General features: G+C 70.8%; 14 protein-coding genes. 3 read left to right on the top strand and 11 right to left on the bottom strand.

Features of this window, described 5'->3' with window-relative positions; translation table 11 throughout:
- Positions 1-48: 48 nt before the first annotated feature.
- The 7 genes from CLT71_RS27035 to CLT71_RS27005 all read right to left on the bottom strand — a co-directional run bounded on the left by CLT71_RS27035 (position 49) and on the right by CLT71_RS27005 (position 8,562).
- Positions 49-1,329, bottom strand: coding sequence for a thymidine phosphorylase (locus tag CLT71_RS27035; RefSeq protein ID WP_101369587.1), 1,281 nt, complete (start codon positions 1,327-1,329; stop codon positions 49-51).
- A gap of 91 nt (positions 1,330-1,420) precedes the next feature.
- Positions 1,421-2,125 (bottom strand): cytidine deaminase, encoded by a 705-nt coding sequence (locus tag CLT71_RS27030; RefSeq protein ID WP_101371818.1) that lies wholly within the window; start codon positions 2,123-2,125, stop codon positions 1,421-1,423.
- Between the two features lie 30 nt (positions 2,126-2,155).
- A complete protein-coding gene (locus CLT71_RS27025; protein WP_101369586.1) occupies positions 2,156-3,433 on the bottom strand; it encodes an ABC transporter permease in 1,278 nt (425 codons plus the stop codon).
- Positions 3,434-3,494: 61 nt separating this feature from the next.
- A complete protein-coding gene (locus tag CLT71_RS27020) occupies positions 3,495-4,913 on the bottom strand; it encodes an ABC transporter permease (protein WP_101369585.1) in 1,419 nt (472 codons plus the stop codon).
- Positions 4,910-6,460 carry an ABC transporter ATP-binding protein gene (locus CLT71_RS27015; protein ID WP_486483728.1) on the bottom strand — a complete coding sequence of 517 codons (1,551 nt, stop codon included), beginning with the start codon at positions 6,458-6,460 and terminating at the stop codon, positions 4,910-4,912. Before CLT71_RS27015 ends, CLT71_RS27020 begins: the two co-directional genes overlap by 4 nt.
- A gap of 317 nt (positions 6,461-6,777) precedes the next feature.
- Positions 6,778-7,842, bottom strand: coding sequence for a BMP family ABC transporter substrate-binding protein (locus CLT71_RS27010; RefSeq protein ID WP_101369583.1), 1,065 nt, complete (start codon positions 7,840-7,842; stop codon positions 6,778-6,780).
- A gap of 378 nt (positions 7,843-8,220) precedes the next feature.
- On the bottom strand, positions 8,221-8,562 hold the full coding sequence (locus CLT71_RS27005; protein ID WP_101371817.1) for a hypothetical protein: 342 nt from the start codon (positions 8,560-8,562) through the stop codon (positions 8,221-8,223).
- 370 nt (positions 8,563-8,932) lie between these two features.
- Here CLT71_RS27005 and CLT71_RS27000 point away from each other — a divergent pair, with 370 nt between their 5' ends.
- Positions 8,933-9,649: a DUF305 domain-containing protein gene (locus CLT71_RS27000; protein WP_101369582.1), complete on the top strand. Its 717-nt coding sequence runs from the start codon at positions 8,933-8,935 to the stop codon at positions 9,647-9,649.
- Between the two features lie 35 nt (positions 9,650-9,684).
- Here the strand turns inward: CLT71_RS27000 and CLT71_RS26995 are convergent, their stop codons facing one another.
- The 4 genes from CLT71_RS26995 to CLT71_RS26980 all read right to left on the bottom strand — a co-directional run bounded on the left by CLT71_RS26995 (position 9,685) and on the right by CLT71_RS26980 (position 14,822).
- On the bottom strand, positions 9,685-11,514 hold the full coding sequence (locus tag CLT71_RS26995; RefSeq protein WP_101369581.1) for a glycoside hydrolase family 13 protein: 1,830 nt from the start codon (positions 11,512-11,514) through the stop codon (positions 9,685-9,687).
- Positions 11,515-11,543: 29 nt separating this feature from the next.
- The gene (locus CLT71_RS26990; RefSeq protein ID WP_101371816.1) at positions 11,544-12,389 is read right to left on the bottom strand and encodes a sugar ABC transporter permease; all 846 of its coding nucleotides are present in this window, start codon (positions 12,387-12,389) and stop codon (positions 11,544-11,546) included.
- A 2-nt stretch (positions 12,390-12,391) separates the two neighbouring features.
- Positions 12,392-13,411 carry a carbohydrate ABC transporter permease gene (locus CLT71_RS26985; RefSeq protein ID WP_101369580.1) on the bottom strand — a complete coding sequence of 340 codons (1,020 nt, stop codon included), beginning with the start codon at positions 13,409-13,411 and terminating at the stop codon, positions 12,392-12,394.
- A gap of 106 nt (positions 13,412-13,517) precedes the next feature.
- Complete coding sequence (locus tag CLT71_RS26980; protein ID WP_101369579.1) at positions 13,518-14,822, bottom strand: extracellular solute-binding protein; 1,305 nt, start codon at positions 14,820-14,822, stop codon at positions 13,518-13,520.
- Between the two features lie 277 nt (positions 14,823-15,099).
- On the opposite strand from CLT71_RS26980, the gene CLT71_RS26975 reads away from it, so the two are divergent.
- Both CLT71_RS26975 and CLT71_RS26970 read left to right on the top strand, forming a co-directional pair.
- Positions 15,100-16,167, top strand: coding sequence for a LacI family DNA-binding transcriptional regulator (locus CLT71_RS26975; RefSeq protein ID WP_101369578.1), 1,068 nt, complete (start codon positions 15,100-15,102; stop codon positions 16,165-16,167).
- A 123-nt stretch (positions 16,168-16,290) separates the two neighbouring features.
- A complete protein-coding gene (locus CLT71_RS26970; RefSeq protein ID WP_101369577.1) occupies positions 16,291-17,937 on the top strand; it encodes a glycoside hydrolase family 13 protein in 1,647 nt (548 codons plus the stop codon).
- Positions 17,938-18,050 lie beyond the last annotated feature (113 nt).

Genomic DNA, 18,050 nt, shown 5'->3' with positions numbered 1-18,050 from the left:
ACGGTGGAAGCCGATCCGGACAGCGCACCTGGGTTATCCGGCGGGAGGCTAGCCGATCCGGTCGATGACCAGCGGCGGCAGGGTCGGCGGCTCGGTCGAGATCGACACCGCTCCGGCGGCGTCGGCGCGTGCTGCCGGAATCCGCCCCGGGTCGTCGGCCCGCAGCTCGTAGAGCGGCTCACCGGCGCGTACCGGATCGCCCGGTCTGCGGTGCAGCAGCACCCCGGCGCCGGCGCTGACCGGGTCCTCCTTGCGGGCCCGTCCCGCGCCGAGCCGCCACGCCGCGATCCCGATCCCGTACGCGTCGACGGCGGCGACGTAGCCGTCCCGCTCAGCCCGGACGATCTCCACCTCCGCGGCGACCGGCAGCGGTGCCTCCGGATCGCCACCCTGGGCCCGGATCATCGCCCGCCAGACATCCATGGCCCGGCCGTCCCGCAGTGCCCGCTCCGGATCGGCCTCCGGCAACCCGGCCGCGTCGAGCATCTCCCTGGCGAGCCTGACGGTCAGCTCCACCACGTCGGCCGGCCCGCCACCGGCCAGCACCTCGAGCGACTCGGCCACCTCGACGGCGTTGCCCACGGCCAGCCCCAGCGGTGTCGACATGTCGGTCAGCAGGGCGACCGTGCGCACCCCGTGCGCGCCGCCCAGCTCCACCATGGTCCGGGCCAGTTCCCGGGCGTCCGCCTCCGACTTCATGAACGCGCCCGAGCCGACCTTGACGTCCAGCACCAGCGCCCCGGTACCCTCCGCGATCTTCTTGCTCATGATCGAGCTGGCGATCAGCGGGATGGCCTCGACCGTGCCGGTGACGTCGCGCAGCGCGTAGAGCTTGCGGTCGGCCGGCGCCAACCGCTCACCCGCCGCGCAGATCACCGCGCCGACCTCGCCCAGTTGGGCGATGAACTCGTCGTTGCCCAGCGCGGCCCGCCACCCCGGAATCGACTCCAGCTTGTCCAGCGTCCCGCCGGTGTGCCCGAGCCCACGACCGGAGAGCTGCGGTACGGCGGCACCGCACGCCGCCACCAGCGGGGTGAGCGGCAGGGTGATCTTGTCGCCGACGCCACCGGTGGAGTGCTTGTCCACGGTCGGCCGGCGTACCCCGGAGAGGTCCAGCCGGTCTCCGCTGGCGATCATCGCGGCGGTCCAGCGGGCGATCTCGCCCGGCGTCATGCCGCGGAGCAGGATCGCCATCGCCAGTGCCGACATCTGCTCGTCGGCCACCCGCCCCCGGGTGTACGCGTCGACCACCCAGTCGATCTGCTCGTCGGAGAGCGTCCCACCGTCCCGCTTCGCCCGGATCACGTCGACCGCGGCTAACCCACCCACAGCTTGCTTCCTCTTCCCAGTTGCCTGTCGAACCCTGGACCGGACTCGGGCCGAACCCTCGCCACGGCTCTCCGTCGAGCCTGGAACGGGCTCAGTCACCCCACCGCTGCGGGATCTCGGCCGGCGGCTCCCCCTCACCGGCCCAGAACATCGCGCCGGCGGCGTCGACCACCACCACCCTGGGGGTGCGGGCCTGTCCCCAGCTCACCGCCTCGGCCGGGTCCTCCCAGGTCGGGGCCTCTTCGAGTACGCCGGTCCGGACCCCCTCGGCGTCGCCGGCGGCCCGCTCCCAGTAGCCCGTCCAGACCTGCCGCCCACCGGAGACGTCCGGATGTACGAAGACCGTGCCCCGGCCCCGCCAGGCGGCCAGTTCGTCCGGCACCGGCGGCACCTTCAGCGAGGTCGCGATCGCCTCCAGGTCCTCCACCCCGAACGCGTGCGGCAGCAGCTCGGCCATCCGCAGCGGCACCGGATCCGCCTCGATCAGGCACTCCGGCCCGCCGTTCTCCCAGAGGAGTTGCCGGCACCGCCCGCACGGCATCAGCGGCTCGCCGGTCGCCCCCACGCAGGACAGTGCGACGAGCCGTCCCCCGCCCGAGGCGTGCAGCGCGGAGACCACTCCGCACTCGGCGCAGAGCGTCACCCCGTACCCGGCGTTCTCGACGTTGCAGCCGACCACCACCCGGCCGTCGTCGACAAGCGCCGCCGCCCCGACCGGAAAGTTCGAGTACGGCGCGTACGCGTGCCGCATCACGTCGGTCGCGGCGGCCCGCAGCATCGCCCAGTCAATCTCCATCGTCACGCCCCCATCCTGCCCCGCCGACGGTCAGCCCTTGATGTAGGGCTTGCCGTCGGCGGCCGGCGCCCGCACCTTGCCGACCAGGCCGGCGACGGCGAGCAGGGTGGCGAGGTACGGCAGCATCGCCAGGAACTCGCTCGGAATGCTGCTGTCGATCGCGCCCAGGTAGGTGCCGAGCTGGTCGGCGAAGCCGAAGAAGAGCGCCGCCAGCAGGGCACCGGTCGGACTCCACCGCCCGAAGATCAGCGCGGCCAGCGCGATGAAGCCCTTGCCGCCGATCATGTTCTTGCTGAAGGTGTAGAGCGCAAGTGTGTAGGAGGCACCGCCCAGCCCGGCGACCATGCCGGCGAGCAGCACGTTGCGGTAGCGCAGCGCCAGTACCTTCACGCCGAGGGTGTCGGCGGCAGTCGGGTGCTCACCCACCGAGCGGGTCCGCAGCCCCCACCGGGTACGGAACAGCGCGACGTTGATCACCACCACCAGGATCAGCGCCAGGTAGAGGAAGATGTTGCCCCGGAACAGTGCCGGCCCGAGCACCGGGATGTCCGACAGCACCGGGATCGGCCACGCCTCGAACCTCGGCGGCTGGTTGTACTTCGTCGCCTCCGGCTGCATCAGCCGCTCGTAGAGGAACCCGGTCAGCCCGACCGCGAAGAGGTTCAGCACGATACCCATCACCACCTGGTCGACCAGGTAGCGGATGGTGAAGATCGCCAGCAGCAACGAGATCAGCGCGCCGCCCAGCGCCGCCGCGACCAGCCCGATCCAGGCGCTCGCGGCGAGCGTGCCGACCAGGGCACCGGCGAAGGCACCCATCAGCAGTTGGCCCTCGATCGCCACGTTGACCACGCCGGACCGCTCGCAGAGCACACCGGCCAGGGCGCCGAAGATCAGCGGCAGGGCCAGTACGAAGGTGCCCCGGACGATGTTGACCAGCGGCATGAAGTTCTGCCCGGCGGGCGCGGCCGACACCTGCCAGCAGAGGAAGGAGAGCACCACCCCGGCCACCGCCACGCCGAGCAGCGGCACGAACCAGCGCTTCGGCAGCCCGGCCAGCAGCGCGGCACCGGCCGCCGCCGCGACCAGCCCGAACAGGATCGCCCCGACGGTACCGTCGATGGCCAGCGCCGCACCGCCAGCGTCCTCGCTGAGCGTGAACCGCGCGTCCTCGCCGGTGGCCAGCGCACCGAAGAGCACCGCCGCGACCAGCCCGAGCAGTACGGCACCGGCGCCGACCTTGCGGTCCCGGGTCCAGAAGCCCGGCCGTACCGCAACGGCCAGCTCCTCGGCAGTCATGGTCGACATCAGTGTCGCCCTCCGTTCGCGACTGCGGGGCTCGCAAGCTCACTCCTCGCACTCACCGGCGCTACCAGCCCTTCGCCATGCTCGTGGACAACCTGGCGGCCCGGGCGGCCCGGAGCCCGAAGATCGCCTTCACCAGTGCCGGCGCGGCGATGAAGATGACGATCAGCGCCTGGAGCACGGTGACCAGCTCCAGCGAGATGCTGGCGTACGACTGCATCCGGTTGCCGCCGGCCTGGAGCGCCCCGAAGAGCAGGGCGGCGAGTGCGACCCCCCACGGCTTCACCCGGCCGAGCAGTGCCACCAGGATGCCGTCGAAGCCGATCTGGGCGACCACCAGCGGGGTGAGCGCGGTGGCGGTGGTACCGAGCACCATGTTCGCGCCGCCGAGTCCGGAGAGCGCCCCGGCGATCACCATCACCAGCACGTACGTCCGGCCGACGCTGATCCCGGCGGTCCGTGCCGCGTCCGGGTTGGCGCCGACCGCACGCAGCTCGAAGCCGAAGGTGGAGCGGTTGAGCAGCAGGCTCACCGCCCAGGTGGCGGCGACCGCGAGCACGATGCCGAGGTGCACCCGCAGGTCGCCGCCGAGCAACCGGGGCAGTTGGGCGGAGCCGTCCACCGAGCGGCTGATCGCGTCCGTCCGGTTCGGGGCGTGCACCCCGTTCTGCACGATGATCCAGGCCAGGAAGGAGAACGAGACGTAGTTGAGCATGATCGTGGTGATCACCTCGTGCGCGCCGGTACGCGCCTTCAGGAAACCGGGGACGAAGCCCCAGATCGCCCCGCCCACCGCTCCGGCGAGTACCGCCACGATCAGGTGCAGCACCGGCGGCAGCGGCAGCAGGAAGCCGGCCAGCGCGGCCAGGATCACCCCGAGGGTGGCCTGCCCCTGTGCGCCGATGTTGAACAGGCCGCCCCGGAAGGCGAGCGAGACCGCCAGCCCGGTGAAGACCAGCGGGGCGGTGTAGGTGAGCGTCTCCGAGATCGGCGCGAAGACCGGCTGCCAGCCGCCGGTGCCGTTCACCCAGGCCTGTACGGCCGCCGGGTCGAAGACGGCGCCCTTGAACAGGTTCGCGTACGCGTCGCTGACCACCGCCCAACTGGAGTTGAGCGCGTCGGAGGGTTGGGCGGTGAAGTAACCCCAGGTGGCGAGCACGTCCGGGTCGGAGACGATGATCAGCACCGCGCCGATCAGCGTGGCCAGCACGATCGCCAGCACGGTGACCGTGACGGTGTTGGCCGCCCAGAGGTTGTGCACGAACGCCTGGAGCAGTTGCCGTCCACCGCCGTCCCGGTCCTGCAACTTGGCCACGGGTCCGCCCTGGCCGATCCCGGAACCGGCTGGCGACGTACCGCCGGAATCGCCCGTGCCCGCGTCGGGCGGATCCGTCGCGCCGAGCGTCGCGGTCTCGGCACCGGGCCGCTGCCCGGCCGGAGACTTCTCCGGCGACGGCGTCCCCGGCTCGTTCTCGTCGGTCATCGAATTTCCTCGCTACCAGCGACGTCAGGAGCCGGGATCGCCGGCCCGTCGGGGGTTGCGTCAATTACGCTGCCGTCGGCCCCGTCGGCCCCGTCCGGTGCGGCGTCGGTGATGCCGGCCATCAGCAGGCCGATCTCCTCGCGCGGGGTGTCCGGCCCGACGATGTCGAGGATCCGGCCCCGGTACATCACCGCGATCCGGTCGGCCAGCCCGATCACCTCGTCCAACTCGCTGGAGACCAGGAGTACGGCGGTGCCGATGTCCCGCTCGTGGATGATCCGGCGGTGGATGAACTCGATCGAGCCGACGTCCACGCCCCGGGTCGGCTGGGCCGCGACGAAGAGCTTGAGTGGCCGGGACATCTCCCGGGCGATGATCACTTTCTGCTGGTTGCCGCCGGAGAGCGTGCCGACGGCCGCCTCCGCCGACGGGGTGCGCACGTCGAACTCGGGGATCCGCTCCCGGGCCGAGGCGGTGATCGCGTCCGGCCGGAGCACCAGTCCGGAGCCGAACGGCGGCCGGTCGTAGATGTCCAGCACCAGGTTCTCGGCGACGCTGAACTCCTTGACCAGCCCGTCGACGCTGCGGTCCTCGGGGACGTAGCCGACGCCGGCCCGCAGCACCCGCTTGGTCGGCCAGCCGTCGATGCGCTGACCACCCAGGTGCACCGTGCCGTGCAGTACCGGGCGCAGCCCCATCAGCGCCTCGATCAGCTCGGTCTGGCCGTTGCCCTGCACACCTGCGATGCCGAGCACCTCACCGGCCCGTACGGTCAGGTCGACGCCGTCGACGGCGCGTACCGAGCGCTCGTCGTCGACGACGAGTCCCTCGACCTCCAGTACCGGTTCGCCGGGCGTGGCGGCGGTCTTGCGTACGGTCAGGTTGACCGTACGCCCGACCATCAGCGCGGCCAGTTCGTCCTCACTGGCGCTCGGGCTGGCGGTGCCGACGGTCCGGCCCCGGCGGATCACGGTGATCCGGTCCGCGATCGCCTTGACCTCTTTGAGCTTGTGCGTGATGAAGACGATCGACTTGCCGGAGTCCTTGAGCGAACGCATGATCCCGAGCAGTTCCTCGGTCTCCTGCGGGGTCAGCACGGCGGTCGGCTCGTCCAGGATCAGCAGGTCGACATCCCGGGTCAGTGCCTTGAGGATCTCGACCCGCTGCTGCACGCCGACCGGCAGGTCCTCGACCACCGCGTCCGGGTCGACCCGCAGGTTGTAGCGGCTGGAGACCTCGGTCACCTGGCGGCGGGCCCGGCGCCGGTCGAGGAAGCCGACGATGCCGCCCCGGACCTGCTCGGCGCCGAGCATCACGTTTTCGGCGACGGTGAAGACCGGGACCAGCATGAAGTGCTGGTGCACCATGCCGATGCCGGCCGCGATGGCGTCGCCGGGGCCCTTGGCCCGCAGCGGCCTGCCGTCGACGAGCACCTCGCCCTCGTCGGGCTGGAGCAGGCCGTACAGCACGTTCATCAGGGTGGACTTGCCCGCGCCGTTCTCGCCGAGAAGCGCGTGGATCTCTCCGGGCTCCACCGTCAGGTCGATGTGGTCGTTGGCGACCAGCTCACCGAACCGCTTGGTGATGCCGCGCAGTTCGAGTCTCAGCGCAACCTCCTGGAGAGTGCGGGCGGATGGTGCAGCCTAGCTGCTGGTCGGCGGGGTCGACAGGGGTCGGTCCGCCGCTCACGACGGGCTGTCCGGCCCGCCTCGCCGACGGTCGGCGCAGCCCGGCTGACCGGCGTGAAAACCGGCCGCCCCGACCGGTGTGGAGATATGTCTCCACGACGATCGGAGCGACCGGATCCACGATGTCGGAGCCGTTTCGGTCGGCCGCCCGAACTCCTCGGACGGCCGACCGGAGATCACTTCGGCTGGCTGGCCGAGGTGACCTTGATCGCGCCGGAGCTGATGTCAGCCTTGATCTTGTCGACCTCGGCCTTGAGCTCCGCCGGCACCTTGCTGTCGAACTCGTGGTACGGCGCCAGCGAGACGCCGTTGTTGGCCAGGGTGCCGAGGTAGCCGGGGTCGTGGGCCAGCTTCTCGCCCTTGGCCGCGGTCACCACGGCGTCCTTGACGGCGTCGGTGATGTTCTTGACGACGGTGGTCAGCAGCGCCGGGCAGTTCGGGGTGCTCTGGCAGCCGTCAACGTCGACCCAGATCACCGAGTACTTGCCGCCGGAGGCCTGTGCGGCCGCCGTGGTGCCCAGGCCGGAGCCGCCGGCCACCGGCATGATGATGTCCGCACCCTGGGCGACCAGGGTGTCGGAGACCTTCTTGCCCTCGTCCTGCTTGACGAAGTCGTTGGTGAACGACCCGTTCTGGGTGGCCTTGTTCCAGCCGAGCACCTGGACGTTCTTGCTCTTGGCCTTGTTGTAGTGGGCCACCCCGTCGACGAAGCCGTCCATGAAGATGGTCACCGGACCGATCTTCATGCCGCCGTAGGTGCCGACCTTGCCGGACTTGGTCATCCCGGCCGCCAGGTAACCGGCGAGGAAGCCGGCCTGCGCGGTGTCGAACTGCATCGGGAAGACGTTGCTCTCCGGCAGCTTCGCGTCGACGATGCCGAACTGCTGGTCCGGGTGCGCCTTGGCGATCTTGGAGGTCGCCTCGCCCATCAGACCACCGACGGCGAGGATGAAGTCGCAGTCCTGGTTGACGTACTGGGTGAGGTTCGGCTCGTAGTCCGCCTCGGCCTTGGACGCCACGTACTTGATATCGATCTTGCTGTCGGCGGCCTTGGCCGCCTCCAGGCCAGCCCAGGCGGAGGTGTTGAACGACTTGTCGTCGATGCCTCCGACGTCCGTCACCATGCACGCGGTGTACTTGTCGGCCGCGGTGCCGCCCGCGTTGCTATCGCTCGGTGCCTCACCACACGCGGCGGCGCCCAGCGCGAGCCCGCCCACCGCGAATACCGAGACGATCCGCATCCCACGCACAGAGCGCAAGACGGTCTCCTTCCCATTGCACACCGCCCACCGCGGTGGCAGCCATAAGCCGGCCTGCGCGTTGCCGCCGGCTGTCCCACGTTACGGACGGGAGCGTACGCCCGCGCCTGTCCACCGGCCGACAATCGTGCCTGACTGTTTAACGCCCGTTACCCTTACGTAACTTCAGGGTGCGCGACATCACTCCCCGGCCCGCCCGATGCGCGACCTGGACCTATGGGACGTCCCGTTTCGTGCCGTTCCACCACGCCGACCGCCACCCGGCCGCGCCGGCCCGCCGGTTCAGCGCCAGCAGACGGCAGCCGGGGCAGCAACAGAAGGCCGCCGACGGGTCAGCGTCGGCGGCAGACCGCGACCGGGTCAGCGCCAGAAGACCGCGACCGCGGCGTTGACCAGGGTCAGCCCGATGATCGCCATGAAGTGACCACGGTTGACCACCTCCCGCTTGCGGGAGAAGAACACCATCACGAAGATCGCCAGAGCGATCACCAGCTTGGTGACCAGCTTCGCCGGGTCGGGCTCGTCACCGTCGCGCAACGGTGCGGAGAGGCCGATTCCGGTCAGCAGCTGGATGACGGCGCCCCAGAGCATCAACGGGTTGATCCGGAGCCGTCCCGTGACGTACTGGGCGATGGCACCACCCAGCAGCAGGGCGAACCCGATCAAATGGGCGTAGAGAAGTATCAGCCGGAGAGGTTCCACGGGACCCATCCTCCCTCATCACCTACCACTTGTAGTAGCCGGGCCGCGCTGAGAGCCGCGGACGACACCGGAGAGATGCGGACGACACCGGAGAGATCACGTTTCCGCCGGAAGGCAGCGGCCGGTCACGGCGTGCGACAGTAGGTGGCGGAAGCCGTCCGATAAGGACGGGCCCGGACCCGGTGGCGGCCGGGGGTCGGGGCGTACTGGATCTTCCACGGTCCCGGTGGCCGGGCTACCATCGGCCGACCCGGGGTTGACGACCCGGCCCCGGCGCAGAGCCCCGGCTACGCCACGACCGGCCGGCAGGGCGGACGGGAGTCACGCTGTGGTGTTGGCCAGGAGCGCGACCGGCGGCAGTCGCCGGCCCGTGATCGTGTTTCTCGCGCTTGTGGAGTCGGCGGCGGTGCTGCTCGCCCTCGGCACCGCCTGGGTCGCCACCAGCGGAAACGACCGGCCGACCGCCCCGGCCGCCGCCCCGACCAGCGCTCCCCCGGCGCCGACCCCGTCGGCCCTGCCCACCTCGGCCATCGGCACCGCACCGGTGATCCGGCCCGGTCGGCCCGGCGAGTCGGCCCAGGTGCTCCGGCCGGACCAGCTCACCCCGCCGCCCGGGGCGCAGCACAACGCGGCCGACATCCGGTTCGTCACGATGATGGTGCCGCACCACGAGCAGGCCCTGCAGATGGCCGCGCTGGTCCCGGATCGGGCCGGCAGCACCGGCGTGATCGCGGTCGCCGACCGGATCCGGGCCGCCCAGCAGCCCGAGGTCGAGGTGCTGCGGGGCTGGCTGCGCGACCGTGGCCTCGACGCGCTGCTCGGCGGGTCCGGGCACGACCACCCCACCATGCACGGCATGCAGTCCCCGGAGGCGATCGCCACGCTCACCGCGACGACCGGCACCGACTTCGACCGGATGTTCGTCGACATGATGAGCGCGCACCACCAGGGCGCCATCGCGATGGCCCAGGAGGTACTCGTGAACGGCGTCGACCGGCAACTCCGGGAACTGGCCCGGAACATCGCCTTCGAGCAGGCCGTCGAGGTCAACCGGATGCGCGAGGTCCTCGACCCGAAGTCGAAGTGAGGCTCAGGCAGCCCGACCCGAGGTGGACGTGCGGCTCAGCCGACCGGAGGCAGCCGCCACACCTGGAAGGTCGGGCCGTCCCCGGGCAGCGTCAGCGCGCCGTCCGGGCCGGGGCGCAGCGCGTCCGCACCGCCGTAGAGGTTGACCGCCTCCGGCCCGGCCCAGGGCAGCCCGGCCAGCCGGATCGGCTCGGCGGTGCCGCGCCGGGCGAGCACCAGCACCGACTCCGTCGGCGACTCGCGCAGGAAGACCAGGCTCTCCGCGTCGGCGTACGCCCAGCGCAGGCCGCCGTGCCGCAGTGCCGGCACCGACCGGCGCAGCCCGATCAGTCCCCGGTACCGCTCGAAGGTGTCCTCGTCCCAGCTCTCCGGCCGCCGCCACGGCATCGGGGTACGCGAGTCCTCGCCGTTGCGCCCGGTGAGCCCGAGTTCGTCCCCCGCGAAGATCATCGGTGTGCCGGGGAGTGTGCAGAGCAGCCCGACGGCGACCTCCTGCCGGCCGGCGTCACCGACCACGGTGCGGATCCGGGCCGAGTCGTGCGAGCCGAGCAGCAGCCACGAGTGGTTCAGCGCCCGCCACGAGACCAGCGCGCCGAACGCCCGCATCGTGGCCAGTGCCTCCGGCCCGTCCCGCCCCGGCACCCCGGCCGGTGCGCCGAAGAAGTCGGGCAGGTCCAGCCGGTCATGCCGCAGCCAGCTCCACACCGGACGCAGGAACCCGGCGTAGTTCATGGTGCCCTGCCAGCCGTCCGCGTCCAGGTCACCGGTGAAGTCGTGCCCGTGCTCGGCCACCACCAGCGCGTCCGGTCTGGTCGCCACCACCGCCGCGCGCAGCGCCGCCGCCACCTCGTGGGTGTACGCGTCCCGGCCGCGCCGCCCGGTCATGTTGGCCACGTCCACCCGCCAGCCGTCCAGGCCGTACGGCGGGCGCAGCCACCGGCCCAGTACCGAATCCGGCCCGGCCAGGAAGCGGCGGCGCAGTTCGGTGCTGCCCCAGTTCAACTTCGGCAGCGACTTCACGCCGAGCCACGACTCGTAGTCGCCGGTCTCGTCGAAGTAGTACAGCTCGCGTTCCGCCGCGCCGACGTCGGAGATGGCGTCGACGAACCACTGGTGGCTGTCTCCGGTGTGGTTGCTGGTGATGTCGCCGAGCAGCCGCCAGCCCCGGGCGTGCACCTCGGCGGCGAGCCGGGCCAGCGCGGCGTCCCCGCCGAGCAGCGGGTCGACGTGCGCGAAGGTGGCGGCGTCGTACCTGTGGTTGGAGCGGGCCGGGAAGATCGGCGTCAGATAGACGGTGTTCACCCCGAGCCGGTCGAGATGGTCCAGCCGTTCGGCGACGCCGTCCAGGTCACCGCCGTAGAACTGGTACGGCGTCTCCGGCCCCCGGCCGATCACCGGGGTCCGGTCCCAGTCGCACGGGATCGCCCAGTCCGGCACCTCGCGGTCGGCGGCGGTGGCGGACCGGGCGAACCGGTCGGGGAAGATCTGGTAGACCACCGCGTCCCGGGCCCAGGCGGGCGGCGGGTCGTACGCCACCAGCCGGAAGTCGGTGTTGTCCGGTACGTCGTGGCCGAAGTCGCCGAGCGCGTTGACCCAGCGCTGCCGCCCGTCCGCCCCGACCAGCAGGAACCGGTAGTTGGTGACCGGGTTGCGCACCTCGACCTCGGCCCGCCACCAGACCTCGGCACCGCGGCGCCGGTCCACGGTCGCCGGTGTGAAGCGCGGCTCGCCGTCCGGGGTGCTGCGCAGGTAGACCCGGTCGACCCGGGACGACTCCGGGACCCGGAGGAAGACCGCCACGGTGTCGCCGAGCGCCGGGGCCTGCTCCGGCACGTGCAGCGCCGAGCCGTCGTGGTGTGGTCGCATGTGTCCTTCCGGGGATGTCGTCGGCCCGGTCATCCCTTGGTTCCGCCGCCGGTCAGCCCGGAGACCAGGTGCCGCTGGGCGTAGAGGAAGACCAGTCCGGCCGGGATGGTGACCAGTACCGCCGCCGAGGTGAGGTACTCCCACTGCGGGTTGAACTGGGGTACGAACTGCTGGAGCCCGTACGCCAGGGTGAAGTTGCGGTCCTCCTGGATGAAGGCGGAGGCGTACGCCACCTCGCCCCAGGCGGTGAGGAAGGCGTAGAAGCCGGTGACTGCCAGTGCCGGCCGGGCCAGCGGCAGAACCACCCGCCAGAAGGTGCCGAACGGGCCGCAGCCGTCGATCGCCGCCGCCTCGTCCAGGGCGGTCGGGATCGAGTCGAAGTAACCCTTGAGCATCCAGGCGCAGAACGGCACCGCGATGGTCAGGTTGGCGATGATCAGCGAGGCCGGGGTGTTGATCAGCCCGAACCGCGCCATGATCATGTAGATCGGCACGATCAGGATGGCGACCGGGAACATCTGGGTCACCAGGAAGACCGTCATCAGTGGACGGCGGCCCGGGAAGTTGAACCGGGAGACCGCGTACCCGGTGGTGGCGGCGAGGAAGATCCCGAAGAGCATTGTGAACGCGGCGACAACCACCGAGTTGCCGAACCAGCGCAGGAACCTGGTCTCGCCCAGCACGTACGCGTAGTTGGCCAGCGTCGGATCCTTGAACAGGGTCAGTTCGCTGCTCTGCACCGCGTACCCGGGTTTGAAGGAGGAGAGCAGCACCCAGAGGATCGGGCCGACCGCGATCAGCGAGGCCACGATGAGCGTGGCGTGCAGCCCCACCGACCGCAGCGGGCTCCGGCCGGTACGCACGGATCGACTCATCGTCACCACACCTCGCCCTGTTTGCGCAGTGCCCGCCGGTAGAAGATCGAGAAGACGAGCAGGATGGACAGGATCAACACCCCGTAGGTCGAGGCGAGCGAGTAGTTCCGGATCCCCTCGAAGGCGGCCCGGTAGGCGCCGGTCACCAGGATGTCGGTCTGGCCGGCCGGCTGTCCCTCGGTGACCAGGAAGATGATCGGGAACATGTTGAAGGTCCAGATGGTGCCGAGCAGCAGCACGGTCATGCTGACCGGCCGCAGGCCCGGCAGGGTGATGTTGACGAAGCGCTGCCACGGGCTGGCGCCGTCGATCTCGGCCGCCTCGTAGAGTTCGTCGGGGATGGTCTGCATCCCGCCGAGCAGCGCCACCATCATGAACGGCACCCCGAGCCAGATGTTGGTGACGATCGCGGTCAACAGCGAGGTCCACCGGTTGGCGAACCAGTCGACCGGGTCGATCCCGACGGCGGTGAGCAGCGTGTTGGCCAGGCCGAACCGCTCGTTGAAGATGAACTTCCAGGCGAAGGCGCTGACGAAGGCGGGTACCGCCCAGGGCAGCACCAGCAGCACCCGGTAGAGCCCGCGCAGCCGCATCGGCCGGTTGAGCATGGTGGCCAGGCCCAGCCCGAGGCCGTAGTGGAACACCACGCAGACCGAGGTCCAGATCAGCGTGATCGCGGTCCACTGCCAGAACTCGCCGACCTCGCCGGTGAGCACCCGGGTGTAGTTGTCCAGCCCGACGAACTCCCACCGGTTGGGGTTCTCCTTGCAGACCTCCCCGCCGGTGATCGACCTGGTGCAGACCTCGGCCACCTGGTTGGCCTCGGTCAGGTTCGTCAGCGAGAGCCAGATGCCACGAACCAGCGGATAGAAGATCAGTACCGCGAGTACCAGCACGACGGGGAACGCCATCGCCCAGGCGTACCAGTGCTTGTCCCAGCTCCGACGCAGCCGGGACGGGCCGGCGGGGCGGCGTCCGGGCGGCGCGGGCGCCGGCGCCGGGCCGGTGGTCAGGGTGGTCATCAGCGATGCTCCAGGAAGGGAGCCCGGCAGGGCCGCCGGCCAGCGCCGGTCGGCCCCGCCGGGTGCCGGACGGGTACGCCGGCCGTGGCCGGCGCCGACTGCCAGATCACATGCCGTACGACGGTACGACCTCGGACTTGTACTTCCCGGCGACCTCGTCCAGCGCCGCCTTCGGGTCCTTGTTCTGCACCAGCACCTGGGTGGCCATCTGGTCCAGCGGGCCGAAGAACTGGCCGCCCTCGGGGATCCACGGGCGCGGCACCGCCGACTCGACCACCGGCCGGAACGCCGTGATGACCGGGTTGTTCTTCACGGTGTCCAGGTCGTACGCCGACTTGCGGGTCGGCAGCAGGCCCAGCTTCTCGGCGAGGAAGCCCTGCGACTCCGCCGAACTCATGAACTTGACGAAGGCGATCGCCGCGTCGACCTTCTCCTGCGGCATGCCGGACCAGACCACGTAGTTGTGCCCGCCGACCGGTGCACCGGCCTTGGCCGAGCCGGCCGGGACCGGGGCGATACCGAGGTTCTCCAGCCCGCCGAAGGTCGGCGCGCCCTTGATGTTGTTGACCTCCCACGGCCCGTTGACGATCATCGCGACCTTCTTCTCCTTGAAGAGGGTCATCATCGTGCCGTAGGCGTCGTTCGCGGCCGGCTTCGGCGCCGCGCCGCTGGCGATCAGGTCCTTGGCGACGTTCAGCCCGGCGACGTTCTGCGCCGAGTTGACGACGATCTTCTTGGCTCCGGCGTCGACCAGGTCACCGCCCTCGCCGTACATGAAGGGCAGCATGAAGTAGCCGGCCGGGTTGACGTAGATCCCGTCGGCACCGGTCTTCTGCTTCACAGTCAGCGCGGCGGTCTTCAGGTCGGCCCAGGTCGTCGGGGGCGCACCGATGCCGGCCTTGGTCAGCAGTTCCTTGTTGTAGAGCAGGGCGAGCGAGTCGGTCACCTGCGGTACGCCGTACGTCTTGCCGTCGTACTTGTCCGCCGAGAGCGGGGTGGGCAGGAAGTCGGACTCGTCGGCGGTCAGCTCCGAGCCGTCGAGGGCGTAGAGGTAGCCGAGCGAGGCGAACTCCGGTACCCAGGCCACCTCGGCCCGGAGGATGTCCGGGGCACCGGTCTTGGCCTGGGCCGCGGTCTTGAACTTGTTCTGTGCCTCGCCGAACGGCACCGACTGGTAGTTGATTTTGACGTTCGGGTAGGTCTGGTTGAACTTCGCGACTAGTTCCTGGAAGGCCGGACCCTCGTTCTTCGGGTCCGAGGTGTCCCACCAGGTCAGTTCCGCCTTCAGGGCGGCGGGATCGGTCTTCTGCCCCGAATCCCCCGACTTGTCGTCCTCGCCGCCGCAGGCGGCGAGCGTCAGAGCAAGGGTCGTGCAGGCGAGTACGACGATCCCTCTGGCTGTGCGACGCATCTAGCGCTCCTAGTCTGCCGGCCGGGTATCGGCGGGACAGTAGCAAGGAGTTGCCGATTACGAAACCCCTTGCAAACCTCCTTGCAACAACCGCTATCCAGTCGTCATCTAACCGGGGTGTTTCATCCCCTTTGCGGCTGCTGCCTCCTTGGCTTTACACCGCCCCCTTCCCGAGCCGCGGCGCCGTCGAGCCCTCGCCTCGGCCATGCCGCGAAGCGCTCTGCAAGTACTTGCCGTGGGCTACGCAAGAAACCGGGTAGTGGGCTAGAGTTCCGCCATGCGTGCACGACTGGCCGACATCGCCCAACAGGCCGAGGTGAGCGAGGCCACGGTGTCGCGGGTGCTCAACGACCGCCCCGGGGTGGCGCCGGAGACCCGGCAGGCCGTACTCACCGCGCTCGACGTGCTCGGCTACGAGCGCCCGGCCCGGCTGCGCAAGCGCAGTGCCGGGCTGGTCGGGCTGGTGGTGCCGGAGCTGGAGAACCCGATCTTCCCCGCCTTCGCCCAGGTCGTCGAGTCGGGGCTGGCCCAGGCCGGCTACACCTCGGTGCTCTGCACCCAGACCCCCGGCGGGGTCACCGAGGACGAGTACGTCGAGATGCTGCTGGACCGGCAGGTCTCCGGGATCGTCTTCGTCTCCGGCCTGCACGCCGACACCGCCGCCGATCCGGCCCGCTACCGCACGCTGATCGCCCGGCCGATGCCGATCGTGCTGGTCAACGGCTACCAACCCGGCCTGCCGGCACCCTTCGTCTCCTGCGACGACCGGGAGGCCGGCGAGCTGGCCGTGGCCCACCTGGTCGCGCTCGGGCACCGCCGGATCGGCCTGATCACCGGGCCCGGCCGGTTCGTGCCGGTGCAGCGCAAGGTGGCCGGTTTCAAGGCCGCGATGAAGCGGCTGGTCGGCCTGGCCGACGCCGAGCTGGACGAGCTGGCCGAGCTGTCGCTGTTCGGTGTGGAGGGTGGCGAGGTGGCCGCCGCACGGCTGCTCGACCGGGGCGTGACCGGGCTGGTCTGCGGCTCCGACCTGATGGCCCTGGGCGCGATCCGGGCGGCCCGGCAGCGCGGGCTGTCGGTGCCGGCCGACCTCTCCGTGGTCGGCTACGACGACTCGCCGCTGATGGCGTTCACCGATCCGCCGCTGACCACGATGCGGCAGCCGGTCACCGCGATGGCGGTGGCGGCGGTACGCGCACTGGTCGACGAGATCCACGGGCACGCCGCGCCGCACTCGGAGTACATCTTCCGGCCGGAGCTGGTGGTGCGCGGCTCGACCGCTGTCGTACCCGGAGTGCTGGACAGACCGGCGGAGAAGCCGCCGGCCGACCTGCCGCTGCCGGTCTGAGCCGACGCCGCCGCAGACCGGTTCGGCGACTTCTTGCGCAAGAATTGCTTGACTCTTGCAGAGCCGGCCCGGCATCCTGCTCTGACCCGCCGGCATCCCCCTGCCCGACGAACGGACACCCGCATGAGCGAGCGAAGCAGTGCCTCTCCCGCACCGAGCCGGCCCGAGGACTGGTGGAAGTCCGCGGTCGTCTACCAGGTGTACGTCCGCAGCTTCGCCGACCACGACGGCGACGGCATCGGTGACCTGGCCGGAGTACGGAGCCGGCTGCCATACCTGCGCGACCTCGGCGTGGACGCGCTCTGGCTGACCCCGTTCTACCGCTCGCCGATGGTGGACGGCGGCTACGACGTCGCCGACTACCGGGACGTGGACCCGAGCTTCGGCACGCTGGCCGACTTCGACGACATGATCACCGACGCGCACGCGCTGGGGTTGCGGATCATCGTCGACATCGTGCCGAACCACACCTCGGACGCGCACCCCTGGTTCGTCGCCGCCCTGGCCAGCCCGCCCGGCTCGGCCGAGCGGGAGCGCTACCTGTTCCGGGACGGGCGGGGAGCCGACGGCGAACTCCCGCCGAACGACTGGGAGTCGATCTTCGGCGGTCCGGCCTGGACCCGGGTACCGGACGGCCAGTGGTACCTGCACCTCTTCGACCCGGCCCAGCCCGACCTGAACTGGCGGCACCCCGAGGTACGCGCCGAGTTCGAGGACGTACTCCGGTTCTGGCTCGACCGTGGGGTGGACGGCTTCCGGATCGACGTGGCACACGGAATGATCAAGGCGGACGGGCTGCCGGACGTCGGTGACAGCGTGCCGGCCGGCCAGCGCCAGGTCGAACTGCTCGGCCGGGCCCGGCTGCCCTACTTCGACCAGGACGAGGTGCACGACATCTACCGGGCCTGGCGACCCATCCTGGACAGCTATCCCGGTGGCCGGATGGCGGTCGCCGAGGCGTGGGCCGAGACCCCGCAACGGCTGGCCCGCTACGTCGGCCCGGACGAGCTGCACCAGGCGTTCAACTTCGACTTCCTCGACGCCACCTGGTCGGCCGACTCGTTCCGCAAGGTCGTCGACACCGCACTCGCCGAGTCGGCGATCGTCGGCGCGCCGACCACCTGGGTTCTCTCCAACCACGACAAGCAGCGGCACGTCACCCGGTACGGCGACGGCGCCCTCGGGCTGCGTCGAGCCCGGGCGGCCGCCCTGCTGATGCTCGCGCTGCCCGGCAGCGCCTACCTCTACCAGGGCGAGGAACTCGGGCTGCCCGAGGTACTCGACCTGCCCGACGAGCTGCGCCAGGATCCCGCGTTCCGGCGCACCGGCGAGAGCCGGGACGGCTGCCGGGTACCGCTGCCGTGGAGTGGCGACGTCCCGCCGTACGGCTTCGGCCCGGCCGGCGGCGCCCCGGCCTGGCTGCCGGCCCCGCCCACCTGGCGGGCCCGCTCGGTCGCCGCCCAGACCGGCGACCCGGACTCGACCCTGGAGCTCTACCGGGCGGCGCTGCGGCTGCGGCACGAGCACACGCCGCCGGCCGGGCCGGGCGGGGTGACCTGGCTGGAAGGTGAGCCGGGAGTGCTCGCCTTCAGCCGGCCGGCGGCGGGCTCGGCAGAGCTGGTCTGCGTGGTCAATTTCGGCGCCGAACCGGTGCGCGTCGACGGCTACGGGACGCCTGTCCTGCGCAGCCAGCCGTCGGGCGCAGCCGGCGAACCGACGGAACTGCCGACCGACACGGCCGGGTGGTTCATCCGGCCGGTAACCGGGTAACCCAGTATCGACCTGGTCGTCCGCCGCGCTCCGCGCCGACGGGCGGCTGGGGCTGCGACCCCTTTGTGGTGGAGGGGATGGTGGTGCCGGTGCTCCGGGAGTGCACCCCGGAG

It is taken from the genome of Plantactinospora sp. CNZ320, assembly GCF_002846275.1.
Note: the sequence above shows the minus strand (reverse complement) of the source record. Positions and strands in the feature narration are given on the sequence as shown.